Source organism: Microcoleus sp. MOSTC5 (assembly GCF_036701825.1).
Taxonomy (GTDB): domain Bacteria; phylum Cyanobacteriota; class Cyanobacteriia; order Cyanobacteriales; family Microcoleaceae; genus Microcoleus; species Microcoleus asticus.
In genome coordinates this window covers 41,851-66,643 of the sequence record NZ_JAUBRK010000032.1, presented here as the reverse complement: position 1 = coordinate 66,643, position 24,793 = coordinate 41,851, and the positions used below count along the sequence as shown (strand labels likewise).

40 protein-coding genes and 1 pseudogene are annotated in these 24,793 nt (G+C 41.4%); 31 read left to right on the top strand and 10 right to left on the bottom strand.

Translation table 11 applies throughout. The features are described from left to right. Positions 1-3: 3 nt before the first annotated feature. Positions 4-861, bottom strand: coding sequence for a DNA cytosine methyltransferase (locus QUA54_RS18790; RefSeq protein ID WP_333415817.1), 858 nt, complete (start codon positions 859-861; stop codon positions 4-6). Positions 862-923: 62 nt separating this feature from the next. On the opposite strand from QUA54_RS18790, the gene QUA54_RS18785 reads away from it, so the two are divergent. Then, positions 924-1,454, top strand: coding sequence for an HNH endonuclease signature motif containing protein (locus QUA54_RS18785; protein WP_333415816.1), 531 nt, complete (start codon positions 924-926; stop codon positions 1,452-1,454). Positions 1,455-1,467: 13 nt separating this feature from the next. Here the strand turns inward: QUA54_RS18785 and QUA54_RS18780 are convergent, their stop codons facing one another. Beyond that, on the bottom strand, positions 1,468-1,842 hold the full coding sequence (locus QUA54_RS18780) for a DNA cytosine methyltransferase (RefSeq protein WP_333415815.1): 375 nt from the start codon (positions 1,840-1,842) through the stop codon (positions 1,468-1,470). A gap of 70 nt (positions 1,843-1,912) precedes the next feature. Between QUA54_RS18780 and QUA54_RS18775 the strand changes: the two genes are divergently transcribed. From QUA54_RS18775 to QUA54_RS18690, 18 genes are all read left to right on the top strand, one after another. Next, positions 1,913-2,293 (top strand): hypothetical protein, encoded by a 381-nt coding sequence (locus QUA54_RS18775; protein ID WP_333415814.1) that lies wholly within the window; start codon positions 1,913-1,915, stop codon positions 2,291-2,293. Positions 2,294-2,353: 60 nt separating this feature from the next. Next, complete coding sequence (locus tag QUA54_RS18770; protein WP_333415813.1) at positions 2,354-2,761, top strand: hypothetical protein; 408 nt, start codon at positions 2,354-2,356, stop codon at positions 2,759-2,761. Between the two features lie 110 nt (positions 2,762-2,871). Then, on the top strand, positions 2,872-3,264 hold the full coding sequence (locus QUA54_RS18765; RefSeq protein ID WP_333415812.1) for a hypothetical protein: 393 nt from the start codon (positions 2,872-2,874) through the stop codon (positions 3,262-3,264). A gap of 62 nt (positions 3,265-3,326) precedes the next feature. Beyond that, positions 3,327-3,704 (top strand): hypothetical protein, encoded by a 378-nt coding sequence (locus QUA54_RS18760; protein ID WP_333415811.1) that lies wholly within the window; start codon positions 3,327-3,329, stop codon positions 3,702-3,704. Positions 3,705-3,737: 33 nt separating this feature from the next. Then, entirely contained in the window at positions 3,738-4,100 is a 363-nt protein-coding gene (locus tag QUA54_RS18755) for a hypothetical protein (protein ID WP_333415810.1), read from the top strand. Positions 4,101-4,245: 145 nt separating this feature from the next. Further along, positions 4,246-4,611 carry a hypothetical protein gene (locus QUA54_RS18750; protein WP_333415809.1) on the top strand — a complete coding sequence of 122 codons (366 nt, stop codon included), beginning with the start codon at positions 4,246-4,248 and terminating at the stop codon, positions 4,609-4,611. An 81-nt stretch (positions 4,612-4,692) separates the two neighbouring features. Further along, positions 4,693-5,067, top strand: coding sequence for a hypothetical protein (locus QUA54_RS18745; protein ID WP_333415808.1), 375 nt, complete (start codon positions 4,693-4,695; stop codon positions 5,065-5,067). Beyond that, positions 5,067-5,360, top strand: coding sequence for a hypothetical protein (locus QUA54_RS18740; RefSeq protein ID WP_333415807.1), 294 nt, complete (start codon positions 5,067-5,069; stop codon positions 5,358-5,360). The genes QUA54_RS18745 and QUA54_RS18740 overlap by 1 nt, the downstream gene beginning before the upstream one ends. A gap of 135 nt (positions 5,361-5,495) precedes the next feature. Then, a complete protein-coding gene (locus tag QUA54_RS18735; protein WP_333415806.1) occupies positions 5,496-6,011 on the top strand; it encodes a hypothetical protein in 516 nt (171 codons plus the stop codon). Positions 6,012-6,221: 210 nt separating this feature from the next. Then, positions 6,222-6,665, top strand: a complete 444-nt coding sequence (locus tag QUA54_RS18730) for a hypothetical protein (RefSeq protein WP_333415805.1) — start codon at positions 6,222-6,224, stop codon at positions 6,663-6,665. 183 nt (positions 6,666-6,848) lie between these two features. After that, positions 6,849-7,259 (top strand): hypothetical protein, encoded by a 411-nt coding sequence (locus tag QUA54_RS18725; RefSeq protein WP_333415804.1) that lies wholly within the window; start codon positions 6,849-6,851, stop codon positions 7,257-7,259. 172 nt (positions 7,260-7,431) lie between these two features. Beyond that, positions 7,432-7,938, top strand: a complete 507-nt coding sequence (locus tag QUA54_RS18720) for a type II secretion system protein (RefSeq protein ID WP_333415803.1) — start codon at positions 7,432-7,434, stop codon at positions 7,936-7,938. Between the two features lie 95 nt (positions 7,939-8,033). After that, a complete protein-coding gene (locus QUA54_RS18715; RefSeq protein ID WP_333415802.1) occupies positions 8,034-8,639 on the top strand; it encodes an alpha-ketoglutarate-dependent dioxygenase AlkB in 606 nt (201 codons plus the stop codon). A 71-nt stretch (positions 8,640-8,710) separates the two neighbouring features. Then, the gene (locus QUA54_RS18710; protein WP_333415801.1) at positions 8,711-9,325 is read left to right on the top strand and encodes an SLOG family protein; all 615 of its coding nucleotides are present in this window, start codon (positions 8,711-8,713) and stop codon (positions 9,323-9,325) included. Positions 9,326-9,444: 119 nt separating this feature from the next. Beyond that, positions 9,445-9,900, top strand: a complete 456-nt coding sequence (locus QUA54_RS18705) for a hypothetical protein (RefSeq protein ID WP_333415800.1) — start codon at positions 9,445-9,447, stop codon at positions 9,898-9,900. Positions 9,901-10,055: 155 nt separating this feature from the next. After that, positions 10,056-10,595, top strand: coding sequence for a hypothetical protein (locus QUA54_RS18700; RefSeq protein WP_333415799.1), 540 nt, complete (start codon positions 10,056-10,058; stop codon positions 10,593-10,595). Positions 10,596-10,713: 118 nt separating this feature from the next. After that, positions 10,714-11,190 carry a hypothetical protein gene (locus QUA54_RS18695; protein ID WP_333415798.1) on the top strand — a complete coding sequence of 159 codons (477 nt, stop codon included), beginning with the start codon at positions 10,714-10,716 and terminating at the stop codon, positions 11,188-11,190. Between the two features lie 185 nt (positions 11,191-11,375). Next, positions 11,376-12,143: a hypothetical protein gene (locus tag QUA54_RS18690; protein ID WP_333415797.1), complete on the top strand. Its 768-nt coding sequence runs from the start codon at positions 11,376-11,378 to the stop codon at positions 12,141-12,143. A 275-nt stretch (positions 12,144-12,418) separates the two neighbouring features. Here QUA54_RS18690 and QUA54_RS18685 read toward each other — a convergent pair whose 3' ends face one another. Beyond that, on the bottom strand, positions 12,419-12,703 hold the full coding sequence (locus QUA54_RS18685; protein ID WP_333415796.1) for a hypothetical protein: 285 nt from the start codon (positions 12,701-12,703) through the stop codon (positions 12,419-12,421). Between the two features lie 371 nt (positions 12,704-13,074). Between QUA54_RS18685 and QUA54_RS18680 the strand changes: the two genes are divergently transcribed. From QUA54_RS18680 to QUA54_RS18645, 8 genes are all read left to right on the top strand, one after another. Then, the gene (locus tag QUA54_RS18680) at positions 13,075-13,320 is read left to right on the top strand and encodes a hypothetical protein (RefSeq protein ID WP_333415795.1); all 246 of its coding nucleotides are present in this window, start codon (positions 13,075-13,077) and stop codon (positions 13,318-13,320) included. 34 nt (positions 13,321-13,354) lie between these two features. Continuing rightward, positions 13,355-14,365: a DUF5131 family protein gene (locus QUA54_RS18675; protein ID WP_333415794.1), complete on the top strand. Its 1,011-nt coding sequence runs from the start codon at positions 13,355-13,357 to the stop codon at positions 14,363-14,365. An 85-nt stretch (positions 14,366-14,450) separates the two neighbouring features. Beyond that, entirely contained in the window at positions 14,451-14,822 is a 372-nt protein-coding gene (locus tag QUA54_RS18670; RefSeq protein ID WP_333415793.1) for a hypothetical protein, read from the top strand. A 38-nt stretch (positions 14,823-14,860) separates the two neighbouring features. Further along, positions 14,861-15,187: a hypothetical protein gene (locus tag QUA54_RS18665; protein WP_333415792.1), complete on the top strand. Its 327-nt coding sequence runs from the start codon at positions 14,861-14,863 to the stop codon at positions 15,185-15,187. 42 nt (positions 15,188-15,229) lie between these two features. Next, a complete protein-coding gene (locus QUA54_RS18660; RefSeq protein WP_333415791.1) occupies positions 15,230-15,481 on the top strand; it encodes a hypothetical protein in 252 nt (83 codons plus the stop codon). Between the two features lie 82 nt (positions 15,482-15,563). Next, complete coding sequence (locus QUA54_RS18655; RefSeq protein WP_333415790.1) at positions 15,564-15,923, top strand: hypothetical protein; 360 nt, start codon at positions 15,564-15,566, stop codon at positions 15,921-15,923. Between the two features lie 131 nt (positions 15,924-16,054). Continuing rightward, entirely contained in the window at positions 16,055-16,414 is a 360-nt protein-coding gene (locus QUA54_RS18650) for a hypothetical protein (protein ID WP_333415789.1), read from the top strand. A gap of 78 nt (positions 16,415-16,492) precedes the next feature. Further along, entirely contained in the window at positions 16,493-16,870 is a 378-nt protein-coding gene (locus tag QUA54_RS18645; protein ID WP_333415788.1) for a hypothetical protein, read from the top strand. Positions 16,871-17,212: 342 nt separating this feature from the next. On the opposite strand, the gene QUA54_RS18640 is transcribed toward QUA54_RS18645, so the two are convergent. The 6 genes and pseudogenes from QUA54_RS18640 to QUA54_RS18615 all read right to left on the bottom strand — a co-directional run bounded on the left by QUA54_RS18640 (position 17,213) and on the right by QUA54_RS18615 (position 20,370). Next, complete coding sequence (locus QUA54_RS18640; protein WP_333415787.1) at positions 17,213-17,746, bottom strand: HAD-IIIA family hydrolase; 534 nt, start codon at positions 17,744-17,746, stop codon at positions 17,213-17,215. Positions 17,747-17,773: 27 nt separating this feature from the next. Further along, positions 17,774-19,253 (bottom strand): annotated as a pseudogene (gene tnpC / locus QUA54_RS18635) (IS66 family transposase). A gap of 110 nt (positions 19,254-19,363) precedes the next feature. After that, entirely contained in the window at positions 19,364-19,573 is a 210-nt protein-coding gene (locus tag QUA54_RS18630; RefSeq protein ID WP_333415786.1) for a hypothetical protein, read from the bottom strand. 55 nt (positions 19,574-19,628) lie between these two features. Continuing rightward, positions 19,629-19,862: a hypothetical protein gene (locus QUA54_RS18625; RefSeq protein WP_333415785.1), complete on the bottom strand. Its 234-nt coding sequence runs from the start codon at positions 19,860-19,862 to the stop codon at positions 19,629-19,631. A gap of 91 nt (positions 19,863-19,953) precedes the next feature. Further along, entirely contained in the window at positions 19,954-20,154 is a 201-nt protein-coding gene (locus tag QUA54_RS18620) for a hypothetical protein (RefSeq protein ID WP_333415784.1), read from the bottom strand. 24 nt (positions 20,155-20,178) lie between these two features. Then, positions 20,179-20,370, bottom strand: coding sequence for a hypothetical protein (locus QUA54_RS18615; RefSeq protein ID WP_333415783.1), 192 nt, complete (start codon positions 20,368-20,370; stop codon positions 20,179-20,181). Between the two features lie 92 nt (positions 20,371-20,462). Here QUA54_RS18615 and QUA54_RS18610 point away from each other — a divergent pair, with 92 nt between their 5' ends. From QUA54_RS18610 to QUA54_RS18595, 4 genes are all read left to right on the top strand, one after another. Further along, the gene (locus QUA54_RS18610) at positions 20,463-21,512 is read left to right on the top strand and encodes a hypothetical protein (protein WP_333415782.1); all 1,050 of its coding nucleotides are present in this window, start codon (positions 20,463-20,465) and stop codon (positions 21,510-21,512) included. Positions 21,513-21,591: 79 nt separating this feature from the next. Next, the gene (locus QUA54_RS18605) at positions 21,592-22,119 is read left to right on the top strand and encodes a thermonuclease family protein (RefSeq protein ID WP_333415781.1); all 528 of its coding nucleotides are present in this window, start codon (positions 21,592-21,594) and stop codon (positions 22,117-22,119) included. Between the two features lie 53 nt (positions 22,120-22,172). After that, positions 22,173-22,805, top strand: coding sequence for a hypothetical protein (locus QUA54_RS18600; protein WP_333415780.1), 633 nt, complete (start codon positions 22,173-22,175; stop codon positions 22,803-22,805). A gap of 398 nt (positions 22,806-23,203) precedes the next feature. Beyond that, positions 23,204-23,710, top strand: a complete 507-nt coding sequence (locus QUA54_RS18595) for a hypothetical protein (protein WP_333415779.1) — start codon at positions 23,204-23,206, stop codon at positions 23,708-23,710. A 168-nt stretch (positions 23,711-23,878) separates the two neighbouring features. On the opposite strand, the gene QUA54_RS18590 is transcribed toward QUA54_RS18595, so the two are convergent. Beyond that, a complete protein-coding gene (locus tag QUA54_RS18590; RefSeq protein ID WP_333415778.1) occupies positions 23,879-24,160 on the bottom strand; it encodes a hypothetical protein in 282 nt (93 codons plus the stop codon). Positions 24,161-24,793: the final 633 nt, after the last annotated feature.

Genomic DNA, 24,793 nt, shown 5'->3' with positions numbered 1-24,793 from the left:
GTTTCATCTCCGAATAGGTTGGTTGCTAAGTAACTGAGCTAGAAATTGAAGGCGCATTAATGGAACCGTGGCTTGCGGAACGCAAATTGATAAACCTGTTAAAGTGATTGCTTCTGCCCTTCCAGGGGTTCTTGGTTCTACTCCTGGGTTGGTTGGTGGGAGATTGAATTTCCACCAGTGGTCATAATGCAGTCCAGCCAAGTAAGGGGGAATCCCATTAACCACAGGCAAACTTCTGGATTTAACTTCTGGTTGCTTGGTAAACGATTTTGCGATCGCAAGGTGCTTTCCAACTTGGTTAGACCAGCCCTGCCACCCTTTCCGTTGCTTGAGCTGTAGGTTGTGCAGGTAGGCAATGATAAAGCATCTTTGCCTCTCGTGAGGCGCACCGCACTCCGACGCGCTGATAACTTCAATTTCTGTTTGATAATCAGCCAGTCGTAAGGCTCCCAAGATTGTTCGCAAGCCTCTATGAATGATGCCTTTTGGGTTTTCAATAATGACAAAATCTGGCTGGCACTCAAGGATAACTCTGTACATTTCCCACCACAATCTTGACTCAGAGCCTGCCAATCCTTCTTTCTTTCCTGCGTTTGATGTGTTTGTGCAAGGAAATCCGCCAATGACGATCGTAGGAAAGCCGATTTGTCTGAGTTTGGGTGGATGATATGTTCTGATGTCTGACCAGATGGGGATATTAGGAAAGTGTGATTGGAGGACTTTTTGAGCATAAGGATTAATTTCGACAAATTGAAATGTTTGATATCGTAGCTTGCGGGGCGCGTCAGCGCCATCGCCAAAAACTAATTGTGCTGCTAATTCAAATCCTCCGATTCCTGAAAATAAACTAATTGCTTGCATAGAAACATTTTAAACTAAATTAATGCTTCGCTTTGAGATTTTGATGTTTCTTAATCAAGATTATGCCTCGTAAAACACTACAAGAACGCATTGAATTTCACATTATTTCTAAAAAGGATTGTTGGCTTACAGACTTAGCCAGTCAACACAACTCCGGTTATCCCAGAATTAGTGTCAATGGCAAAAGCAGACCTATGTCCAGAGTAATGTATGAAATTCATAATGGTGAGATTCCTGAAGGGATGCTTGTTTGTCATAAATGTGATAATCCAGGGTGTGTTAATCCTCAACACTTATTTATTGGAACTAACAAAGACAATCTCACAGATATGGCAAATAAAGGAAGATCGACTAAAGGGAAAAGTTGTGCAAACAAAGGTTCCAAAAATGGTTTTGCCATACTCAACGAGATTCAAGTTCTGGAAATTAAACGTTTACTAGCTGAAACAAATTTAACTCTACGGAAAATTGCTGCAATGTTTGGGGTACATATTGGCACTATTACATCCATTAAAATCGGTCAGAGTTGGAAGCATATTACTTACAAACCGATCGAACCTGAAAATATGCAATTGAATTTGTTTGAGAATTGAAGCGCCAAGTTAATTATTTAGTAGACCGAGTTACAGGCTGCTCCAAAACCACAAAACTTGGTCTGCCGATGATGATACACCTGAGCGCTTCAAACCAGAGGCTTGAGTCAACGTGCATGAGTCCTGTCTTTTTCCCGGCTCTTGATGTGCCCTTGCAAGGGAAACTGATTGTGAAGACATCGGCTCTTTGTTTAATGGGGACATAATCAATAATGTCAGAATGAATTGGAATTTCTGGAAAGTGAGTTTGTAAGACTTTTTGAGAATATGGGTTATTTTCTACAAATTCGATCGTCTCTAATTTAACTTGAGATCTAGAGTTGACCAAATTGCTTGCTAGTTCCCATGCTCCTATCCCCGCGAACAAATCAATACATTTTAATTCCATCTTGGGTTTCTTTTTATTCTATCATTTGAGCTTCGCTAGAAAGTAGTGATTTAAATAATTAACTTGCCTTATGACTAAAATTGTAATGGTTTCGGGCAGTCGATCGATAATCGATATTCGCCCTGGCTTGCAATCTATTAACCGTATAATAGAGCTGAACTTTTCAATAATTTTAGGCGATGCGTCAGGAGTTGACAAGCTAGTTCAAGAATATCTCCGCAACAGCAATTATTTGGATGTTAAGGTTTACTTTGCTCTCTGGTCGGGAAACGGGAAACCAAGAAACGTTACTGGTTTTCAAACAGTTGGAATTCCAGGCAGTTATGTCGATCGAGACAAGATGATGTGCTCAGTTTGCGATTACGGTTTGGCTCTCTGGGACGGCATCAGTCGCGGCACCAAAGATAATATTGATCGGACAAAAGGCAAAACTAAAATCATCAGGATTTGAGGTTTGTTTATGAGATGCGCTTCGCGATAGGGGAGTGACTTCCCACCCCACGCATGAGCCATGACCATCACTGTTGAAAAATTTGACTATAACAAATTCCAGACCGAGAAAGTTCAGTTTGCGATCGACCTAGACCGAACCGTTTTTAATGTCAGCGAGGGCACTAACTGTCGCCACATTGATGATGAACTGAGTATGTCTCCGCTGTGGCGAGGCAATCATTCAATCGCAGAATATCGCCAAATCCTGTGGCAACAAATCCAGCATCATTTACCAAGGTATTTGAGCAAAGGATTAAAGAGTTTCTATGAACCTTATTTAGTCCCCAATTCAGATATTTTTCGAGCGATTATGCAGTTGGCAGAGGCTTATCGAGATAACGGTAAGTTGAAGCTTATTTACATAAACGATCGCTCCCATGCCGAACTGATTGCCCGATGTGTTGATTACTTGGCACACCTCATTTAGCTAACCCTAAGAAAGTTTAGTATCTCTAAATTTTCTTAGGGTTTCGCTACAGACTGGTTTTAACTCTTATTTATCCATTCAATATCATGGTAGAAATTCACATTAACCCAATGAAACTCTTCCCTTATGATGTTAACCGTCGGGAAGGGACATATTTCGATCGTAATGGTAAAGCTGTCGATGACAAGTTGATCAGAGGACATTATGCTGTTGCGTATGAAGGCAGTGATATCCGTTTGTCCACTTGGGCATGGAAACAGCGCAAGGAATTGACAAATTTAGCAACTTACTTTGATGGCAGCACTGCTGAGGAAAAACGGCAGATTATTTGGCATCAATTTCAAACTCGAACAGTGAACCGACATTTAATCACTTTGTGTGAACGGTTCAGAAAGGAGCCTCTGTTCCTGTGGTATGTCAGCTACTACGACTTACCCACGGCTCAGTTCATTAAGCGCTTTCTGGAGTGGTATTGGAAAGAATATCCAGTTATTGAACAGTAGCAAAAACAGTTTTGTTTCTAGTAATACTTCGTTTTTCGGGGAGGACTTCTCTCCGAAAAACGATGGAAAACCTATCTCTTTATACCTGGATTGTTCGTAATAAGTTTGCAGAAGCTGACTTTTGGCTTATCAACAAAGGTAGCAAACATAAGTTAGGTGAGCCAGTTAGGAAGTTTGAGCCATTTTTGACAGGCATCAAGTGTCCCGTCTTGGTTCTGCCTGACTACGGGTTTTACCTGTGCCTGCATCTGCAACAGCAAGGACTATGGAAGCAGTATTCGATCGGCTCAACCGACCTTCAACATCTTCGCATCAAAGATGTCAAAGAGGTTTTCCAATCTATTGCCTACCAACACCGAATCCAAGACCAAGGCCGGTTCAAAGTCTTTGTCCCAGCCCCCATTCCTGCTGAAAGGCAAGAAATTTATGCTTCGCTCTGAAGTTCTAACTTTTTTACTTACTGCATTACTGCAATGGAAAGAATAAATTTTGGTGGAATTCAAGCAAAAGTTTTGGCGCTATCCCCGCACCAGAGCTACTTCATATTCAGGTTATCCGATCGTATCGCAGTCAAAGGGATTTATTGTTCCAATTTCATTTGGGATATGGTCACAGATAATTTGAAAGGCTTTCTGCCAAAGCGCTTTGTTCTGTATGTGGGTACGCACACCTACCAGGACGCGGAACTTATCAAAGCAAAAATCATTGAAGCTGGCGGCACTCCCAATAAGGATGTCTTTGTGTCGAAGTTCGTTCACGGCTATCCGTATGAGGTGAGAGCGATCGGGCTTTCTCCTGAATATCTTGTGCAATCTGTCAAGCATTTCCCTCTTTAGCTTCAGAAACACCAGAAACAAGAAACGCTTTCAGAAACACTTCTCATCTTAGAAACAAAAACAAGAAACCGTTTCTGGGATGAAGGGTGTAATGCTTCGCTGTGAAGTGTTGAGTGTCTTATCTAGCTTAAAAGGAAATTAAATCATGGATAAGGTTAATTTTGCCGGGATTGAAGGTAAAGTCATTGAAACTTCCCCACATGGAAGTTACGTTGTTGTCAAACTCAGCGATCGGATCACCATCGTTGGAACGACGAATAATCAATTTAGCTGGCAAGAAATGCCTGACGCAAGTTCAGGTTTCGATTCATTTATCACCTACATCGGCGTTCGATCGAAAGCTGATGGTGAAAAAGTCAAAAAAATTGTTTCTCAAGTAGGTGGCTACACTTATGCCAACGAAAGTGAGGCTCGGAAGTCAAAACGAATTCAGGATTTTCCACTAGAAATCAAGATTCGTGGGCTGAGTCCTGAATTTGTTGCGGAAACCATCAAACTCAAGAGAATGTAGCAGTTTCGTTAGGTTCTCTCTATTATCAAATACTAGAGAGAACTTCGACACAATTTAACAAGGGAAAAGAGGTAACACTTCATGACTAAAGTAATTTACGATTTAGTCCAAAGGTTTGAAGTCATTGACGGCGTACCCACACTACTGTCGTCAAACATTCAAATAATTGAAGGTGGCGGTACGTTGCTGTCGATCGCTCAAAATTGGTTACTAAAGAATACTCGGTTGATAACATTCAACAAACAACAGTATATCGGCTACAAACTAAAAGGCGAGAAACGATACCAACTTGTTCTTACTCCTCGAACAAGTTTCCTTCAAGTATCCTTTCCCTGTTCCCGTCTTAAAGGTTTAGAAATTGAAACTGAACCTGATACCCTGTTCCCTTACGCGATACGTACAGCCATAACCACGGCTGACCAACTTATTCAACTTTTAGAACATCTCTTCAACTAATGACTCAAGCTGATTTGGAAACTGATCAAGAAACTTTACGCCTGCGTGATGCCTTCCGTGTGTTCGCATGGCAAGTCTTTGAAAGCCATCTCCTACTCAAGGGAGATTTAGACCAACGTTATACCCGGTTTTACAGTCGTTGGACACGGAGTAAAATTCGATCGATGGATTTGAGTCAACTCACAGAACTAGCAACAGAAAGAGGTTTCTCGATCGAACAACTGTTAACCATCAGAGAATGCTACTACTGCATTGCTCAACCTTATCCACCAGAGTTCTTTCTGAGTGATTAGCCAAAATTAACATGATGGGGAGTTTTGTCTCTCCATCAATCAGGTAATGTGAGTAAGTGCAGTGCCAGGAAGTTATTCGTAAGGTCGCTTCGCGATGAGGAGATGAGTAAAATCTTGTCGTAAGAGCGTAGTATCATGGAAACAATCAAGAAAATTATCCCCAATATTTCTGAATTCAAACAGTATTTGAGAAGCTTAATTGCAGAAATGGAATATAGCCACAGTAGCTTAACCAACAAAAGGTTAGAGCTTTGGCTATTTAACAGAGTCCATCTCGGCAATGGTCAAGTTAGCCCTGGCTATTTTGACCAGAGGTTATATGACCTTTGCCAACGCATTTATCCTGGCTGTGACATAGGTTTGTTGACCTATCACGGCAAGGAAAGAGGCGGGAGTTGTGGGCTGATTGCCCCTCACAGAGATCACGACTATGCACAACCACTGGCTGTATCTCTCAATCTTGGCGTAGCAGAGTTTGTCATTGATGGGAAAACTCATGTGTTGAATGACGGTGAGATAGTCAAGTTTAACTGCAAGCTTTCCCATGCCGTCCCCCGCATCCTGAGTGAAGAGCGGTTTAGTTTAGTTTTGTGGAAACTAAACGAAGCTAAGGGTTATCGATCGCAAATGATGACCCCAATTGATTGGTAGCTTTCAAGGTGATTAAGGGAACTTAGCCGCCTTAATTTCCATAAGTTTTCCTAAATTTCTAGCTTATTTCTTCATCCGATCGACCTTAAATCCATCTAACATCCGCAGATTCTGGTACTTAAAGTCTCTCGTTAGGTGCGCTTCGCGATGGGGAAATGAGCTAGGTTTCTTAGCTTTTGTTCAAATTTTTTACACTTTTAGAGGTTTGTCATGACTATTACTTTTCTTTCCAAAACTGCCAAAAAACGTAGTCTGTTGCTTGATGCCCTCCGTATTCTCGCTTGGGAAGAGTATCGAGCTGTCAACAAAGAATCACTTAAAGATCTTTCCTATGGTGGCTACGAAGTCTTTGAGGCTGAATGGAAAGTCCATGAAATTCATCAGTACACTTATGCCGAAATTGTAGCATTCGCCGAATCCTTAGAGTTCGCTGAAAACGAACTATTGAGTCTGCGATCAAACTATTACGCCAAGAAAGGTAATATGCTTCGTTCCTCGAGTTCTAATGGTAGCAATGCTGCCTCTTCACAGATTTCTTCGCAGACCTTACCAGAAACAGTCACGCAACTAAATTCTGAGTCGGGTAATTCTAGTGATTCTGGTAATTCTGGTGAGTCTAAGCCTTTGCCAAAATATGATGAAGCCCCTTTCTAGTTCAGTCGATCGATTCCATTAATTCAGAGAAACCTCGAAGTTTGTTGCTTTGAGGTTTCTCACTAATTCCGTAATTTTTCAAGATTTTCCCAGTTGTTTGTCTGTTAGGTGCGCTTCGCGATGGGGAGATGAGCTATGTTTCTGGCTTCTGTTCAAATTCTTTACACTTTTTAGAGGTTTATTATGGCTATCGTATTTCCTTCCAAAACTGGCAAAAAACGTTCTTTGCTGATTGATGGTTTTCGTATTCTTGCTTGGGAAGAGTTTCGTGCTACCCACAAAGAAGAGTTAAAAGGTCTTGAGTATGGTGGTTATGGCGTATTTGAGATTGAATGGAATGCTCATGAAATCCACAATATGACTTATGTTGAACTCGTTGCTTTGGCTAAATCATTAGAGTTTGCAGAGAATGAATTGCTCAATCTCCGATCGAACTATTATGCCAAAAAGAATGCTATGGCTGCTAATAAACCTCAAGCAGCTACTAGCAAGAGCAATGGCAATGGTAATGGCAATACTAATGGTAATGGTAGTGCTAATGGTGCAGCTATGGCAATGGCAGCGCAAGAATTCGATAATGGCGATCTCTTCTAGCCGATCGAACTGGTCGTAAAGAACACTCCGAAGTCCTCGTGGCTTTGGAGTTTTTTTTTAGAGCGCCAGGAAACTTTGAACACAGCAAAGTCCAGAGCCAGAAGTTGCTCTGTGAGGCGCTTCGCGATGAGGAGGTGAGTAAATTTATTTTGTTATATCAGGAATTCATAATATGAAATTAACTGAACTTTTAACTTCGATGACTATCCTTTCTTTGTTAACTACTTTCGCGGTGCCGACAACTCTCAGAATTATAGCCAATGCCAAAGTTACGGGAGCATTGCTACAGTTACACCAGACCGCTAAGCAATCTCGCTATGATGCCATCATTAATTACGGACAAGTTCGATCGGTTGCGATATTTGCTGGCGAAAACCCAGGTATCGCAGAATGTTTAGATGGTATTTGTGGTAAGCCAATGCCCATGCCAAAAGGTATTGTCATTAAATCCACATTTCGTGGTATTGATGCCAAAGTTGCTGGTAAAGACGGAGCCGATAGAGCAACTTTGGTTAGTTGGTCTAGCGAGACGAATGCTGGCATTGGTGGCAGTTATGGCCAGCATGGAAGCATCACCTTCAGCCATCCTTGGTCGTTGAAGAAGTTTTGTCTCGTCAGAGGCGGAGCTTTTGGCAATGAAGGCGAATATGCGATCCGCAAAGATAAAGAATGTAAATAGAAGATAATCTCTAGCCCTCGCTGGAGCTTTTTTTTATTTCCCGCAACAACAGCGCTTCGCGTTGAAGAGTTGATTTCTACCCTCTGAATAAACCTATGCTGCACTTAAAAAGCTATTTCTCTGTCTCAGAGCAACAAAATCTCGTTGAAATTACCCGAAACATTGCCAAAATTAATGGCGGAATGATAATTCCTGTTATGCCCACTGGTCAAAAATTTAACTGTAGCCAAACCAGTTGCGGGATAGTTGGCTGGCTGTCCGATCGAACTGGCTACCGCTACTCAAAAATCAATCCTGTGAATAATCAACCGTTCGCAGCAATGCCGACAGAGTTGATAGACATTGCTCAAAGTTTAGCTAAATTAGTGGGTGAATTTAATTATCAGCCCGAAACTTGCCTAATCAACTTTTATCCAGCAAACATCAAAAGTAAGTTAGGCTTGCACCAAGATAATACCGAGCGCAATCTCAAACCCTGCATCATTTCGATATCTATCGGTGACGATTGCAGTTTCGTTATCGGCAGCAACCGCAGTCGCACAGATCCATTAAAGGGCATCATTTTGCGATCGGGAGATGCTTTAATCCTTCATGGTGACAGCCGTTTAGCCTATCACGGAGTTCAAAGGATTATCCCCAAAACCTCCAATTTGTTAAAAAATAATGGTCGTTTAAACCTGACAATCCGACAAGTTTATTAACACAATCAAAAAAATTAGTAATGCTTCGCTGTGAGTTGTTGATTCTTCTTGGATGTAACAACTCACAAGTCATGGCAACAACTAAAATTCCTGCACTTCTTCAACATATCGATCGGACTCTCAATCGTGAAAATCAGTACGATTTCTCTGAATACTCCGAACTTTTTGAACCCAAAGAATACCACACAGCAATGATTACCGGACATCGCTGGATTAATACGCAAGGTTTTAAACCATACATCGAAAAACTCATCATGATGGCAGTTAATCAAGGTGTCAAAAAGTTTTTTTGTGGCATGGCACTTGGTGTAGACCAGTTAGCTGCTGAAGTTTTGATTTATAAAAAGCTGAACTGGACAGCGGTACTGCCCTGTGCTGACCAACACATACTCTGGAAACCTCGTCAGCAAAGTCATTACAAGAAATTGCTAGCACAAGCAACGGATCACGTCTGTCTTTACAAAAATTACAGTGCGGGTGTCATGCAAGCACGCAACTCTTGGATGGTCAAACGATCGGATATCTGCTTGGCTGTTTTTAGTGGCGATCCTCATGGTATGGGGGGAGGAACTGCCACCACTTTCGACATGGCTAAACAGAAGAATTTGCTCATTTATCAGTACGTTCCCGCTGAACGTAAATACCTAATTATTGAACCCACTCACCACCAGTTAAGCCTCTTTTAGCTAGTTCAAATTCAGTCCAAAATTTTTACTTTTAAAACTCTCTTGCTTCCAGGCATAAAAGCCCAAAGTAAGAGAGTTTTTTTTCATGATTTACCATCTAAAACCTACATTCAAGAATTATGCCAAAAACCAAAAAACTTGTAATGACTCACATCCACTCACGCATTGCCAAACTTGCTAAGGCTGCGATCGACCGTGGTGAAATTGTCAGTTGCGATCAAATAAGTAGTCGCTCCTATCTCATCAAGCGATCGATTAATGGCAAGCGACCACAAACGACTCAATTCACCGTAGTCGGTGCTGCCAGCCTTCTTTATCTTCTCAATGCTGCTGCAAACGCTAGCGAATCTCTCGATCCGACCGAACCTGATTCGGATTTTAGTTCCAATTATTTAGAGCCACAACCAAAACCAGAGCGCGGCTTTGATTCTCCATCTGAACCTGACTTTTTTCTTAACCCGGAACCTGAATCTGAGTCTGAATCTCACTCTGACTTTAACGTTGACTCTGAATATTTAGAGCCAGAGTTAGATTTAGAAACAGAAACAGAAACAGAATTTCTAGAAGCAATCTAAAAACATTCGAGACACAGAAACATCCTCGTGTTTTGCTCTGGTGAGGAGCAATGATGTTTCTGTACCAGATTGCCAGGAATAGCAAAAAAATACCCCAAAACTGTCGCGGGGGGTGCTTCGCTTTGGGGAACTGATTTTTTATCAAAGTAACAACTATGTCAATCCTACCATCTTCCACTTCTTCCACATCAAGTTTACCACAAATCGAAACTCCAGATTTGATAACTGTAGAGTTCAATGCACAGATTCCCTGGAAAGCTTCGGACAGAATTCTTGAAGAAGCGATCGGCAAACTGATTAATTTGGATGAAATAGTCGATCGGCTCCAAGCACTTGATTGTCAACAGTCCGCAGCATTCACGACTGAACAAGTTAAGTTTGCTTTCCTGAAATGGATTGAGAATCATCTTGAGTCGATCGAACTCCAGCCCGAATGGTTTATCCATCAGGACTTTAAACATTTTGAGCGTTATTTACCTGAGCTTGATGGCTCTTTCTTCCCAGAGGAAGAGTACGACCAAGGCGTTATGTATGAAGATCGGGTCGCTCATGATACGGCTCAGTTTCAACTCGATTCTCAATTAGCTGCTGTTAACTTAGCTGCTGAATTAACAGCCACCGACTATCCATCTCCCCTTGAAGATGCTTTTGATGGGACTCCTGAACAAGCCGCCATTGCAGCACTTGATTGGTAGCCCCTGCTAGCAGCGCGAAAAGTTAAAAAATCCGGTGACATAGAAACAGATTAAAAACAAATCAAAACTCTGTTCCTATGTCATCGGTGACTACCATATTTACCCAGCAAATTCTAACATGAATATTCCTGTCGTTTCTACACCGTATTTACAAAGAATTGCTGAAATTCGCAGCAAAATTGAAGCTCTCAAAGCTGAGGCTGAAGCGATCGAACCTAAGGCTATTGTTGAAGGCTTTGATGTTCTCCAATCTCAACAGTCTCGGAAACAGATTGTCTATAACGATGCCAATGCCAAAATTGTCATTCAGTTTCGGAATCAATACGATGACCAAATCCTTCCCATTCAGCGCCTAGATGAGGACATTGCACGAGAATATGAAAACCTCTGCCGATCTAATGCTGAATCGATCGAATCTTCTAAATCTCTCATCGCTGAACTTCAAACTCAACTTGAAGAAGCAGAAGCAAAACTAGAAACGTTTCGCACTTCTGAACATTTAGAAAACCTGCAAAAACAGCGGGCTATCGAACTTAAAAAAACTGAACATCAAGTGCCAAAATTAGCGGTTTCTGTCCACCAATTAAACCGTTAAAATATGGAAAGCTAAACATCGAGGCTATTGGTCAATACAGAACTTAAAATCATAAAAATTTTGGCTAAGTTCCAATTGACTAAATGCTTCGCTGTTGGGCTTTGAGTTTCTTATTTCTCATATAGAAACAGAAACTAGAAACAAAAAATGAAACCTGAACTGAAACTTAATCTGAACCAAAAACCATGCAGAATCCAATTATCGTAGACGGGCACGCATTCAGAATCCCCGGTGTCCCTAGCCGTTACAGGGCTAACTGTTCGAGGGATTTTGGCGTCTTCGTTACCGGAGACACGAAAGGCTTAAACATTCTCGAAGTCCAAGAAAGGAAATTAAGCCGTGGAAAATTTGTTGAAATGGCTGTTTGCTCGATCGGCTCAAAGATTCTAACTTTTGAGCCAAATTATGTGAATGAACAATTCACCGAAATCTGGGGATTCCCAGTAAGCGGAGGTATGAAAGAGTTCTTTCATGCAAATTGTTCTGAACTGTCAACTTTCTTGATTCATCGGCAGTCACGAGACAAGTTAAAAATTCTGGTTGAGAGCTTCAGTCAGCAAGCATTCAATTCTTGGGTTGAAGAGGGAATGCCAGGGGGTTACGAGGAGTATGCTCGAACGAAAGCTGCCGATGCTCTATTCACCAACATTTTCTGTTTTGAATTGATTAAGCAGGAAAGTCGCGAATATGGAGCCTATTACGCTGTCTCAATTTCAGTTCGTCCGCCAAATGGAGCTTTAGATGAAGCAGCTCTCCAAGCAGCACGTCAAGTTCATGAGGCCGAAACTCAAGGCTTCATCTGTTGTGAAGACCCTCGGCTAGTCGAAAATGAGCAAATGTGCGTTGCCTCAATGCCTCAGTCTCAAGCACCAGTAACATTGCCTGAAGCTTCGGAACAGCCAGCAATCAATGTGGCTACCACATCCGCAAAACAAATCAAGTCCGCTAAGTAATTCCTGAAATTTAACTGAAGGTTGGGGAGCAATCCCCAGCTTTTTTTTAAAACCCAGATTCAGTGTCAGAGCCAGTCAATGCGATCACTCTCAATCAGTGCGATCGATGCTGTCCCACTGCGATCAATCAATGCGATCAATACCCGCCACCGTCACCGGCATCAATGACCAATGATTAATGCCGTGACTGATGACTGATGACTGATGACTGATGACTGATGACTGATGACTGATGACTAAAGCGATCGACCGATAGCCAGGATAAAACCTATGGCTCAAACCAAATTCGGTGGCTGCAAGGTAGCCGCTAGAAACTTGGAATTTCTGTTGAAGAGTATCTGCACAATATAAAATCCGGCTTGAAATGGTGCTTTAGTTGCCGAACCTGGTTGCCAACCGATCCCTTCAGCAGGGACAGGACCACTCACGACGGCAAATATAACTGCTGCCAAAACTGTCGCCGTGCTGTCGATCGCCAGCGGTACGAACGCATTCCCCCCGAACTTCGCAAACCCAAAGGCTTCCCCCCTAAACCTGCCAAAGATGGTGACAAGAATCAAGCCCGCGCTCGTGTGAATTATGCGGTTACACGTAATAAATTACCCCATGCTCGTACCTGACCCTGTACCGATTGCGGTCATTTGGGTGCCGATCGACAGCATGAATATGACCACCATAAGGGCTACGACGCAATCAATCATTTAGAAGTTGAATGCGTTTGTGTCCCTTGCCATTCCCGACGTGAACAACAACGGCAACGGGAACGGCAACAAAAAATTCAATCTGTTCAATAATCTTTGAAAACTCTTTGAGATGTTAAAAAACTAAGTAAACGTGTTAAAATTCTCTTAGATTTTTAACACTTTTTTAGACATATTTCAAGTAATCTAGAAACAAGAAACACTGGTAATACTTCGTTTCTAAGGTGGAGATGACTTACACTTTGACCGTAATGAGAGTCTGTGGGTTTAATGGTAATGAACCCTACACTGACTACAACCGCAAACACTCTCGCCATATTCACTTGATTTACGTCCAAACTAACGATCTTATTGAACCAAGTTCATGGGTTTACCGCAGTCTCTGTCATTTAGACGACAAGCATAAAATCTGCTTAGAAACCCAAATGTCGGACTATGAGGTGAGCGTAATTCAGCAATGGTTACGAAAGAATTAGACACAATTTAGGTAGCAACAATAGGAATAAAATCATGGGTAGAACATTGATAAGCTGGGTGTCAGAAGCTTGGAACCCCATCGTAGGCTGTTCCAGAATTTCCCCAGGTTGCAAGAATTGCTATGCTGCTGATTTGCCCCTAGACCCAAAGTTTAAGAAACTGTGGCAGTATCAAGCAGTAAAGAAATGGGATGGGACTATCGCCTTTGTTAAGAAAGAACTATATCGACCTTTTCGATGGCGGAATCCGAGAACGGCTTTCTTATCAGTTACGGACATTGCCCACGAGAATGTCAAACGCCACGAACTCAGTCAAGTCTTAGCAGTAATGGCTCTGACTCCCACCCATATTTACAAACTGCTGACCAAACGCCCTGTTGAAATGAGGCATTATTTCCAAACGTTGACAACTACTGAACTATTCAAAGCTGCGTTGGAATTTTGGGATGAGGATTTAATTAGTAAGAGGGCATGGCGATCGGTCAAAGAATTGGAAAGATATTTCGCTGAGCTTGCCCTTCCCTTACCCAATGTCTGGCTCGGAGTCAGCGTCGAAAATCAAGACTATACCTGGAGGATTGATGAACTTCGGCATATCGACGCTGTTGGAAAATTCATCAGTTGCGAACCGCTGTTGAGCCCTGTAAATCTTTCTTCTTATCTTGGCATTTGCCCTGGCTGCCAAAGTTGCGACTTCCGAGGCGGTCACAGAATCGGTAAGTCTGTTGCTAACTGGATTATAGCCGGCGGGGAATCCACTCGGAAAAAGAGCGATTCCAGACCCTGCAATATAGACTGGCTTCGATCGATCGTCAGTCAATGCCGCCAAGCCGACATTCCGCCATTCGTTAAGCAACTGGGCTCAAACCCGGTTCAGTTTCAGTATGTTCAGGGTAATTTGTTGCAGTCGGAGGGCGATAACCTAATTTTGCCTTATAAAACCAAACATCGCAAAGGAACTGATGAAAATGAATTTCCGATCGACTTGCAAGGCTGTCAAATTCTCCCTGACTACCATCGAGTTCTAGCTACTGTTTCTTCTTAATTACTAAATTATCTTTAGTGAGGCATAAAGATTTGTCTGTTTATGCTTCGCTATAAAACTTTGAGTTTCTAGATAAATAATAAATATGACCATTCGATTTCCTAAGAAAAGTGACAAATTCCCTGAGCCTGAGCCTGAGCCTGAGTCTAAACCTGCCTCTACTCCTGATTCTGGGTTTAATGCAGAATCAATGTTTAAAAAGTTAACAGCTAAACTTCGCTGGGAAAAGGAACATATTGAGCCTGAATTAGGTGAATTGTTCCCTTCCTATGACGATAAATGTTATATCTTTCTAACACCTCAGTGTGATGAAGGATATGTAGGAGAAGGTTATGGCTTTTACCACTCTCGCATGGAACAATACGAGGAAGTTGGTCGGCGTTTGGCTAAGCTGTGGTCAAAAGAACAAGAAACAGAAGAAAGGAAAGTAAATCACTACAGCCGTGAATGTAAGTAGTGCTTCGTTGTTGGGTAGTGACTTTTTGGAAAACTTATATGTCGCTACCCTACCTCACTAAAATTGGCAAGGCAGGCTCAGAATCTTTTTCTTTTATTCATCCTTCAGCTATTCCATACGATCGACCAGCGCTTAGATTTGCTAACCGATTACGTTGGGATAGACTCAATGTTGCACCGGAGCTAGATCAACTCTATCGCTACTACCGCAACACCTGTTCTATTGCAGACAAAACCCAGGGGTTGGAGCGGTCTAATTCTGCCGAGACTTATGACGTAATTGGTAAAATTTTAGCTCAGATATGGTCGATAGATCAACTTACAGAAGTGAAACAATTGAATTATTACAGTCGTGCTTGGGGTTAATGCTTCGCTGTAGAGTGGCAGTTTTTTAGTTACCAGTAGACTATGCACACTCAGAGCTTAGAACTTTTGGGACAAAATAGCCAGCAACAATATCAGAAGTTGACGGCAAAAGTCCTGTTTGAAACGGAATATATTGAGCTATATTTAGGTTCAATATTATTTCCTTACTACCGCCACTACTGCGTTATCTCGTTACTCGGTATCAACTATTCTCATAAGCAGTTTGGCATTTTTGATACCAGTTCCAATTCTGATAGATACGATCGAATTGCGATCCTTCTCAAAAGAATCTAAAAACTTACAAAAAAAGTGGCTGTTACATCGCGCTTGTAACAGTCAATTACTTAACTAAAAACATTAACTAATTAGACCACAGATGAAAGTCTTTCTCACAGGAACCGAGCATTTGCAGAAGATGAACGATGAAATGTGGACAAGGATTCACAATATAACCAAACTAGATGCCGAAATTTTAATCGGCAACTATCCCGGATTTGACCAACTCGCCTTAGTTTTCTTAACGATTTTGAGGTATCCCAAAGTCGCGGTTTATGAAACTGGCAGCAATCTCAGTTTTGAATACCCGCTTGTCTTTGTTGGTCAGTATCCGGCTCAAGATATCTTCATGAGCAAACAAGCTGACTATATGCTTGCGGTCTACGACGGCAAAAGTCGCGGTGTCGCAGCCAATCTACAACGGATGCCATCCAATCGGATTCGCATTATCCGAGTTTAGCCAGAGCTTAGCCAGAAACAAAAACAAAAACAGAAACAAGAAACAGGAGTAGAAACAATTCAGGTAACTGTTCCTGTTTCTTGTTTCTATGGAAATTCAATGTTAATCAAATCAAATAAGAGTTCGATCGAATGAAAGTATTTTTCACGCGATCGGAAAATCTAAAAATAATCCCTCCTCAAGTCAGCCTAAGAATCTGTAAAGTAGTTGGGCTTAATGCCGAGATTTTGGTAGGAAACTTTAGCGACTTTGACGAAATTGCTTTAGGAATATTGTTTATCTTAGAATATCCTAGAGTTACTGTTTATCAAAGCGGGAACAAGGATAATCTAGGGTATCCGAGCGTCGATGTTGGTGAATATCCCGCTTCCGATATTGCCATGAGTGAAGAGGCTAATTTCATGCTTGCCGTTTGTGACGGTAAAAGTCCCAGAGTTACTGCCAATCTCCAACGAATGCCCAAAAACCGTATTCGTCTCATCCGGCTTTAGTTCTCTCAGAAACAGAGAACTATCCACAGCTTCTGTTTCTGAGAAGTAACCAATTTTAATCGATCACCAAAAACTACCATGTTAAACCACACTCAACTTTACCCGAGCATTCCTGTCGAGCAAGCTAATAAACTCAAAACTATTTCAATTACCAATTCAGACAAGGGACACAAAGATGGAGCGGCGATCGTCATTCCGTCGTTTATCCCTGGCACTGAAGCCAGAGCGATATTTGCTGAGAAACCACATTCAGTATTTGTCGGAGGATATAGATGTAGATTCTTTCAAACTCCCCAGGAAGCGTGGCAAGAAGCGTGTTATGAGGCAGGTCTAGATTTAGGATTGTCTCTTGCTGTTAGTTCAGATCCGGCAATTTTTCACAATCCTCAAATTCTAGAAACTGCTAAACAGTTGTTTGATTCAATGAAATGGTGGGTTTATCATTTTTCATCTTAACCTAGCACAAAAATTTCTAGCAGCTATGAACTGACCCGGTAAATGTAGAAAAGCCAAATAATTATGACATACTTTTACTTCATTATAACTAATGATTGTATGTTCTCCATCAATGAGTGTTAAAATTTATTTATCATGATTTTATTTACTTACGATTGGCAGAGCGTGCCAGTAATTCCACTTTTTTGTGTTTCTAAATAACTTTTTGTATTAGGAACTTAGCCTAGCCACAGAACAAATTGTGTGGCACTTCAAAACTGGTTGCAGCAAAGGATTTTACCTCTTACTAGAACTGCAACCAGCTCCAATTCAAAAGCGTTTTACTGCAAAAAGTAAATCGTCTTATTTGACATTTCTCCATCCCTCTGGATTTTTCAACACTGATGCCCAAAAGAATTGAATCTCGTAAGCCTCCGCAGCATCTTTATCTTCTTGTCGATCGCCAATCATGATACAATCTTCCGGCTCTGCCAGCGGTCGGGCTGCCAGAAGTAACATTCCGTATCCCGGTTTCCGGCAGGATATCTTTGTGCCATCACCGGACAACGGCGCACTGAATTCGATCGGTTCGTTGTCACGGGAAACCTGGTAACAACTGTCTCCCCAATTTGGACAGAAAAATATCTCTGAGATTTGCGGAAATAACTCCAAAGTTATTCGCTGTTCCTCGATTGCCGAAGCCAAACTCTTATGTCCGGCTGCCACGCCACCTTGATTGGTGACACCGATAATTACAAATTGTTGACTCAGATGTTCGATCACATCTTGAACCCCTTCGATCGCTTTCTGGTCTGTTGGCTCATTGATGAACGTTTTGCCCGATGCGGTTTCTCGGATTGTTCCGTCTAAATCTACTAACAATACCTTAGTTGTCATGATTTTGTGTAAAATAAACGTAAGGATTCAGGTCTCAACTTGAGGGATTAAAGATGGGGTCTGCACAGCCGAATTAACCATTGCTTTTATAGCCTGGTCAAAAAACTCAATTACAGAACGTCTTTGACGACGACAAGTTTGTATAACTGTCAATAGATTAGCAGTATCTTGGAACCGCTCCATTGAGCGGGAACCTCCACTAACTTTTCTTTTTGTTACGGCTAAACGTAAGGTTCGTTCGGCTAAATTATTATCAGGCGGTATCTCCGGGTGGTCTAAAAAATACCACCACTGATGGGATTTCTTTTGCAAGGAGCGCAAAAGTTTACCAGCTTCCCCTCCGGCTTGTTCCATCCATAAATGAATAGAAGTTTCAACTTTTAGTTTAAACCCTGATGTCCAACTCAAGAATTCATCACTATTTTGGTTTTGTTGGAATAAAGCGTAGTTTTTAAAGGCTTCATCGACCAGACTGATAAAGAAGACCCCAATCTCTTTGTTATTTAATCCGGGGAGTTTGATCAGCTTCTTGAAATGACGGCGTAAATGCGCCAGACATTTCTGTTGAGCTTTCACCGGATAACCATTATAAGCGCTATAATCATCAGAGCTCAGTACCCCTGAGTAGCTCGAACCCAGGATGGCGTCTAACTCGGCGCGAGAACGAGTATCAGCCGCATGAAATAGACCGAAGTCGGTATTGGCAAAAATCCATAACCATTCTTTTATCCCTTTGACTAACCAAGGTGTTTCATCAACATGGATATTTGGCTGGGTTTGCTTGAGCCACTCTTTAAGCCGGTCAATACTTGGATTTACTGCACCGTCTATTCGTTCATTTGTGGCTACTAATGTTCCCACCCCGATTTCTATTTTTCCCAATTCCCATAACAGTTCTTGTTGTTTTTCGTAGGATAAATGCCCGTAATTATTGAGCCATCCTAAAAAAGCTTGCAGTCTGATTCCTATATCTTGTCCTGGTACTATCTCGGCTGACCAGTCTGCTGAAGAGTGTTTCCCCACACTGGCTGCAAATACAGGTATATTTTTGATATTCTACAATTTCAATTGGTCGCTTCACTAACTGTGCTACTTGCTGTGTTTCTATTTTTATTGGTTTGCCACTGAATTCCTGTTGACCACAGCATCTACACACTTGCGGTCGTAATATTTCCTCTCTATCTACTCGGTCAAACCCTTTTCTGGTTTTTCCCGGATGTCCTGGTTGCCCTCCTGGTTTCCGTTTTGGTGTTTGGCTCTCGGATGGTTGAGCTTCTGGTTTCTTCTCTGCTTTTTTGAGGAGGTCAGCCGATGGAGGTTTTGATGATATTGTACTGTCTAAATCTCTGCTGACTTTTAGTTCCTGTATTTTTTTTTCTAGTTCTACTACTCTCGATTTTAATTGCTCTATAGCCTTCGCCTGCTCAATAATTATCTCTACCAGTTGTGAGGGAGCCAACTGGTTCAATATTTCACTGTCTAGTTTGAGAGGCGGCTCTTTTTTCATAATTCTAATAATCTCCCTCCAGCATCATCTTTGTCAATACCCCCTGACCTGAATCCTTACAAATAAACAACAATTCAATTCATCAAAACGAAGTCTTACATCTTTAAAAATTAATGAAGATTGATGCCATCAGCTTTTAATTGTGCTTCAAATTCAATTGTCGGGGACTGGTTTGAGGTAGGAATCGATCGTTCCAATGGATTGAAGGGACGACTTGTAAAATTCAAATGAGCATTAAAGGGCTTAGGCTCTGTCATAGTCAGACTTCCGTAAATTGGCAGAGCTTCGTCGGGTTTGGCACTCAAGGAAAAAGGCATCATAAATCTTGGATATAGCTGGTTTGAGTTTTCAAGCACTGAGCAGCTTTTTGCAATTCTACTCCGACGGCAGATAGTTCGGCTCCGGGAAGAATAATTCGGGCGGTTCGTCCGTGACCATAGCCATCAGATCGATCAGCTCTTGCACCTGTCCGTCATAGCCCGTAGGTCGCAACACACCTGTGGTTTTGATGCGGTGGATGATTTTTACCCAGGTTTCGGCGATCGTCTTCCCTTCTATCCGGTACCCGTAACGCTGACCTGGGAAAACCGCCGGCAAGTTCTCCACCAACGGGAATATCGTCGGCGTTGCCCACTCCGGCTTCTGAGCAAGGTTGGCTAACTTTTTGGCTAGAGTGACTGCTGCGGTGATGCTGTGTACTTCATAACATTCGATCGATTTCCGTAACTCTTGCAGAAATTTCTAACGGAATTTCAGTATCGATGTAGCCAATGATTTTTGATTTTATTCTCCAACACTTAACACCCTCTTCACTTTTTGCCTCTTCAAAACCTTGTCGAAAGAAATCTAGGAAACATTGAGCTGCACCTGAGTTTTTATCTTCCTTCGTTGCATTTAGCACTATTAGGTATCGGACATGAGGATTCTAAAGTAAGTTTCTAACTAAAAAGTTGATACCGCGTGTTGCTGAGTATAGTTGTCCGATGGCTCCATACTCATGCTCTTCCAGCTTCTTCTTCACTGTGCCTTTCAATGTCCAGCCTGTTACTATGGCTGTTTGTCCTGAACCACAAAACACCTGATTTGGTTTATAGAGCGGTTTGTAATATCTTTCCATTTTCTTACAATTTTTTACAAATCATTGTAATTGTATGCAGAGAAAGAGAGCTAAACTACAATATAATATAACACTAATTTAAAGGTTTCATTATGCCAAAAAAATCTAAATTTTTGACTCTACAACCGCAGATGAATCGGAACAAGAGTTTGCTGATGTTTGAAAAAATCAACAAAGAGCTGTTGGCAAGTATAAGAGAAGATATGAATTATCGAGTGCCATCAGAATACATAAGCTGGCAAGTGCTGAGCCAAATAATTGCGATCGGTTTAACAACCTGTGATTTGGAATATGCACAAGTTGACATCTCAGCGTTTATCCAAAGCTACCGAATCGCACTCTGGTTTGCCCAAAAAGCGCCGATGTACTGTTTAACTCATGAGTTAATTGAAGCGTTTGACCAGACTGATGCTCTCCATAAACCAGGGGTTTTATGCGGATGGCAGCCCTCTCTACCCACTTTTTTGCTAGCCATACCCAAAGGATCAATTTATGCACCACCCAATGGAGCTTCGATCGATTACTTGACAATTAGCTGTAACAATATTAATTATCCTGAATGGAATTCAGCGACTTGGAGAGATATCTCGATTCATCCGTTTAAATTAAGCTATCCTTTATACTTTCAGTATTCTACAATAGATACTCACGAAACTGTGTGGACTTCCGGCACTGCGGTTACAGAAAATGGAGACACTTTGATTTATGACGAAAATTCTGATATTGGACGTGATGCTCTTACTCCTGAAGATAGAATTCTCATCAAACGTTTAAGGAATCTGGTCATCAATATTCTGTTGACTCTTGAATTTCTTCCTTCTCTGGTTAGCGACATAGAGAAGAAAGACTTACCATCTCCTAAAGGATTTGGAGAAAAATTACACAAATCCAAAACAGTCGATCGATTTCCTCGTTGGCTTGGTAAAGGTTTTTCTATTCCACAATCCGATTCTTTAGAAACTTTTGAAGAAATTGTGGAAGAACAAGAAGATGATAATGAAAAAACAAAACTAAAGAAAATTCATTCATCACCTGTTGCACATTGGAGACGAGGACACTGGAGAGTTTTGGAGGCTGGTGAAGGTAAACGATGGAAAAACGCTAAGAGAATATGGATAAAGCCTATGTATATAAATTTTTAAGTTTATCGAATTGATCGGAATTTACTGATGACATAAACCCCTCAAGCTCATTTAAAATAAAGTTTTAGGAGTTTCTGTCATGGAAATAATTAAAGGAACAGCCTACAAAGCTGAACTAGGCTTTATCTACGATGGAGATAGTTTCAACTTGGAATTAGTATCTCCAAAAGGTACAGATAGTCAAACTATTATCTGCCGATCGCAGTGGATCGACACACCTGAGTCTCAAAAACCAGATAAAAACAGCTCTGATCCACTGATTCTAAAACATTGGGAATGGGCACAAAAAGCAAAATTAGCGTTGATGAATTTAATTCAAAATAGAGCGCTGATAGCTATTCCCTATGAACAAGATATGTACCGGAGGTGGGTTTGCGATGTTTACATCGACAATTTACTCCTATCAAACAATGTCCAGGTAAAACAGGCTCAGTCTGGCTTGGCTGTTTCTCGATTGCCCTTTAATCGTCACATATACAATGTGAGAGAAATAAATTTATTGCGGGCAATCATAAATGCAGCAGCAACAGCTAACAGAAAAAAAGTAGGAATCTGGGCAGAACCAAACATGATTTTGCCCTATGAATTTAAGAAGTTATCACTCTAACACTCAAACACTGTAAGACTTTTGCACAGTACATCTAATCCGAGGAAAGTGAAATGGCGAAGACATTTGCCGAAAGAATTATTGACTACATGGAACAGCAAAATTATGAAATCTCCCGGGGAAGGTCGGAGAAAAACATAATCTATGTAGAAGGAGCGGACACTAATGGAACGGAAAATGACGATCGACCTAATTACTTCAATGATTTGAGAATAATCATTGCCTTTACTGAAAATTATCAGCCAGTAATCGAAGGCATTTGGATAGCGACGACGGAACCGGGATTCTATTACACCGACAATCCCATGAATCCAAACGGCGCTGCTCGAATCGGATTTGGGCAATACAAAGCTTGGCAAGTCGGCCTTCATGGATGGTCAAGTCCTCATGAGGCTTTAGTGCAGATCGATGAAGTTAAAATTCATCGCGATTACAATCGCGACATGAAGCGGACAGGCGATCAGATCGAATGGGGAGTCTACGGCATAAACCAGCACCACGGCTGGAATCATCCTATTCATGACATCCATACTGCTGCGGCTGGGTGTCTCGTTGGTCGGCTTTCTGAAGAACATTTTGACTTTATGTATCTCGCAAAATCCGATCGTAGATACAGATTTGACGAGAGATTTGTGTTTCCGACAACTATTATTGCGGCAGATAGATTGGCTGTTGTTGCCCAGTAATCTACGAGAATTTATTTTCTGCAATCGATCGCTTGTTAAATGACAAACTACGGCTCAAAATTTGCTAATTACTTATCAACAGAGCTAGTAAAGACTAAGGGTGTATCGAACGTATTAACTTACTTGTCTCAAGTATTAGCCTATTTTTCGCAGTATTATCCTTTATTTTTTATCTAGCTGCAAGACAGATTAAAGCTGATAAAAAAAATCATATTTGGGAAATAACAACGATAATTGATAGGAAGTAGGAGCGATTGCAAATCATATTTTCTAGCCTCTTTCAATTAATTATCTATCGAAACATTAGCCCAATTAGGAATGCAAAAGCTTGATTGAATATATTGAATCAGCTTTTGATGACCCGAATTATGCCCAGAAGAACACACTAATTTATGACGATGAAAATAACACCAGACACTTTTTTAGATCTGTTAGCCACTGTTTTCGGCACTATTGGTGGAGTTGCCCAGCTTTTAGTCGTGACGAACAGAATTAACTCTGATGATGGACTTTTGATTGGTGGATTGGCTACAATCGCTTTAGGGATAGTTGCAAATAAAGGCAAATCGCCCTATACAAACAGCCTTAGAAAACCTCCTAATTATTTTCCAATAGACTTTGCTCCTTATGATTCACCGCCATACAACGACCCTTATTATGAGCCACCTACGGAAGCACCATTGAAAACGCATGACTATCCGACAGCAAACACGACTCAATACAATTCTAAGTACAAAGGACAGGACTCAAGCAAACACCCAAGAAAACAGCAACCTGAAAACGATCGACTTCAAAACGACAGTGAATCGGGGCGAGAATCTTTTCGACCCCAACGAAGAACTCGAAAACGACTAAAACCAGAGTCTTCTTCTATTTTTCCTGATGCCTCTGAACCGTCTAAATAAGTTACTTATACTTCCCAATTTAAAGCCTGTATCATACAGGCTTTTTTATGTTAAAACAGGGAACTGTTAATTGATTCTTTGAATGCGCCCTATTGGTTTTGTAAAACTTAATAGCAGACTTTGCCTCGTTGAAACTTCTTCCCACCAGTTCAGCCGTCTAGGACATCTCTAATCATCGCTGTCATTTTTATCAAGTAATTTGATTCCTAACCACAGCACTCGCTCGGGATTTTGCGGCATCAAACAAATCACTTCCCCAGAAGAGATTTGTGCTGTCGAGAGAAGTAGTAAAAGTGCTGCCAGAGCCTTCGAGTGTTCCTGTTCAGGTAGTCGTGAAGTAAAGCTCAAAGTGTTGCTTTTGTCTACTTTTGGCACTTCTGAAGTAGCTTCCTTCCCTTTACTTGCACCTGAATTCCGAGTAGTATGATTTACTTCTGCTTCCCCACTCACTCGACCATTAATACCTCAAATCTATAGACAGTAAGTATTACAAGTAAATTAAACATTATTTGGGATTGTAATTTTGACTCCTCCCTCACCAAGTACAGGCCTCAGAAACAAAAATCTTTTCTGTTTCTGACTTCTTTCACCGTTTTGTCGGGTACAAGCGCCGTAAAATCTAGCGTTCTACTCTCGCTAAACATCTTGGGTTACAGAAACACGTTTCTTTATTTTTCGGAAACAAAACGTATTTTTCTGTTTCTGAACACGTTACTGAGAAATTTAGGGACTGGTTGCCAGACACAAAAGCTTAAGCCGATGAGGATACGGGAGCGGACTGTGCTGATGAAGGCTTTTTGGGAATGGGGGTAAGAAAAAAAAGTTACTCGTTAGCTTTGCTGGAGGAATTCTAGAAAATCCTTGAAAAAACTTACAAATTTCAGTACCTCCCCACCAGTGCCACGAACCTTCCACTCTTAAAGAAATTAAGGCAATTGTCCAGAAATCTTGGTGTGACTCGTACCTCAAGCATTTCCTCGACTATGTGGAATTTAAGTTTGGGAGAGGACTCCGCACCGATGAAGCAGCCCTGAGATTGTGGTACTGTTGCAGCGAGTGCGATCGAATTTGGAACGGTGAAAC

What these genes read in the sequence shown, in the direction of transcription:
- QUA54_RS18680 (WP_333415795.1), top strand. Translation starts at nt 13,075, where the DNA reads ATGACTTACACTTTGACCGTAATGAGAGTCTGTGGGTTTAATGGTAAT.
- QUA54_RS18595 (WP_333415779.1), top strand. Translation starts at nt 23,204, where the DNA reads ATGAAAATAACACCAGACACTTTTTTAGATCTGTTAGCCACTGTTTTC.
- QUA54_RS18695 (WP_333415798.1), top strand. Translation starts at nt 10,714, where the DNA reads ATGAATATTCCTGTCGTTTCTACACCGTATTTACAAAGAATTGCTGAA.
- QUA54_RS18755 (WP_333415810.1), top strand. Translation starts at nt 3,738, where the DNA reads ATGGAAAGAATAAATTTTGGTGGAATTCAAGCAAAAGTTTTGGCGCTA.
- QUA54_RS18615 (WP_333415783.1), bottom strand. Translation starts at nt 20,370, where the DNA reads ATGGAAAGATATTACAAACCGCTCTATAAACCAAATCAGGTGTTTTGT.
- QUA54_RS18670 (WP_333415793.1), top strand. Translation starts at nt 14,451, where the DNA reads ATGACCATTCGATTTCCTAAGAAAAGTGACAAATTCCCTGAGCCTGAG.
- QUA54_RS18640 (WP_333415787.1), bottom strand. Translation starts at nt 17,746, where the DNA reads ATGACAACTAAGGTATTGTTAGTAGATTTAGACGGAACAATCCGAGAA.
- QUA54_RS18780 (WP_333415815.1), bottom strand. Translation starts at nt 1,842, where the DNA reads ATGGAATTAAAATGTATTGATTTGTTCGCGGGGATAGGAGCATGGGAA.
- QUA54_RS18645 (WP_333415788.1), top strand. Translation starts at nt 16,493, where the DNA reads ATGTTAAACCACACTCAACTTTACCCGAGCATTCCTGTCGAGCAAGCT.
- QUA54_RS18720 (WP_333415803.1), top strand. Translation starts at nt 7,432, where the DNA reads ATGAAATTAACTGAACTTTTAACTTCGATGACTATCCTTTCTTTGTTA.
- QUA54_RS18650 (WP_333415789.1), top strand. Translation starts at nt 16,055, where the DNA reads ATGAAAGTATTTTTCACGCGATCGGAAAATCTAAAAATAATCCCTCCT.
- QUA54_RS18750 (WP_333415809.1), top strand. Translation starts at nt 4,246, where the DNA reads ATGGATAAGGTTAATTTTGCCGGGATTGAAGGTAAAGTCATTGAAACT.
- QUA54_RS18600 (WP_333415780.1), top strand. Translation starts at nt 22,173, where the DNA reads ATGGCGAAGACATTTGCCGAAAGAATTATTGACTACATGGAACAGCAA.
- QUA54_RS18740 (WP_333415807.1), top strand. Translation starts at nt 5,067, where the DNA reads ATGACTCAAGCTGATTTGGAAACTGATCAAGAAACTTTACGCCTGCGT.
- QUA54_RS18735 (WP_333415806.1), top strand. Translation starts at nt 5,496, where the DNA reads ATGGAAACAATCAAGAAAATTATCCCCAATATTTCTGAATTCAAACAG.
- QUA54_RS18770 (WP_333415813.1), top strand. Translation starts at nt 2,354, where the DNA reads ATGACCATCACTGTTGAAAAATTTGACTATAACAAATTCCAGACCGAG.
- QUA54_RS18610 (WP_333415782.1), top strand. Translation starts at nt 20,463, where the DNA reads ATGCCAAAAAAATCTAAATTTTTGACTCTACAACCGCAGATGAATCGG.
- QUA54_RS18725 (WP_333415804.1), top strand. Translation starts at nt 6,849, where the DNA reads ATGGCTATCGTATTTCCTTCCAAAACTGGCAAAAAACGTTCTTTGCTG.
- QUA54_RS18715 (WP_333415802.1), top strand. Translation starts at nt 8,034, where the DNA reads ATGCTGCACTTAAAAAGCTATTTCTCTGTCTCAGAGCAACAAAATCTC.
- QUA54_RS18660 (WP_333415791.1), top strand. Translation starts at nt 15,230, where the DNA reads ATGCACACTCAGAGCTTAGAACTTTTGGGACAAAATAGCCAGCAACAA.
- QUA54_RS18700 (WP_333415799.1), top strand. Translation starts at nt 10,056, where the DNA reads ATGTCAATCCTACCATCTTCCACTTCTTCCACATCAAGTTTACCACAA.
- QUA54_RS18690 (WP_333415797.1), top strand. Translation starts at nt 11,376, where the DNA reads ATGCAGAATCCAATTATCGTAGACGGGCACGCATTCAGAATCCCCGGT.
- QUA54_RS18705 (WP_333415800.1), top strand. Translation starts at nt 9,445, where the DNA reads ATGCCAAAAACCAAAAAACTTGTAATGACTCACATCCACTCACGCATT.
- QUA54_RS18655 (WP_333415790.1), top strand. Translation starts at nt 15,564, where the DNA reads ATGAAAGTCTTTCTCACAGGAACCGAGCATTTGCAGAAGATGAACGAT.
- QUA54_RS18765 (WP_333415812.1), top strand. Translation starts at nt 2,872, where the DNA reads ATGAAACTCTTCCCTTATGATGTTAACCGTCGGGAAGGGACATATTTC.
- QUA54_RS18675 (WP_333415794.1), top strand. Translation starts at nt 13,355, where the DNA reads ATGGGTAGAACATTGATAAGCTGGGTGTCAGAAGCTTGGAACCCCATC.
- QUA54_RS18630 (WP_333415786.1), bottom strand. Translation starts at nt 19,573, where the DNA reads ATGATGCCTTTTTCCTTGAGTGCCAAACCCGACGAAGCTCTGCCAATT.
- QUA54_RS18760 (WP_333415811.1), top strand. Translation starts at nt 3,327, where the DNA reads ATGGAAAACCTATCTCTTTATACCTGGATTGTTCGTAATAAGTTTGCA.
- QUA54_RS18745 (WP_333415808.1), top strand. Translation starts at nt 4,693, where the DNA reads ATGACTAAAGTAATTTACGATTTAGTCCAAAGGTTTGAAGTCATTGAC.
- QUA54_RS18775 (WP_333415814.1), top strand. Translation starts at nt 1,913, where the DNA reads ATGACTAAAATTGTAATGGTTTCGGGCAGTCGATCGATAATCGATATT.
- QUA54_RS18710 (WP_333415801.1), top strand. Translation starts at nt 8,711, where the DNA reads ATGGCAACAACTAAAATTCCTGCACTTCTTCAACATATCGATCGGACT.
- QUA54_RS18730 (WP_333415805.1), top strand. Translation starts at nt 6,222, where the DNA reads ATGACTATTACTTTTCTTTCCAAAACTGCCAAAAAACGTAGTCTGTTG.
- QUA54_RS18785 (WP_333415816.1), top strand. Translation starts at nt 924, where the DNA reads ATGCCTCGTAAAACACTACAAGAACGCATTGAATTTCACATTATTTCT.
- QUA54_RS18790 (WP_333415817.1), bottom strand. Translation starts at nt 861, where the DNA reads ATGCAAGCAATTAGTTTATTTTCAGGAATCGGAGGATTTGAATTAGCA.
- QUA54_RS18665 (WP_333415792.1), top strand. Translation starts at nt 14,861, where the DNA reads ATGTCGCTACCCTACCTCACTAAAATTGGCAAGGCAGGCTCAGAATCT.
- QUA54_RS18605 (WP_333415781.1), top strand. Translation starts at nt 21,592, where the DNA reads ATGGAAATAATTAAAGGAACAGCCTACAAAGCTGAACTAGGCTTTATC.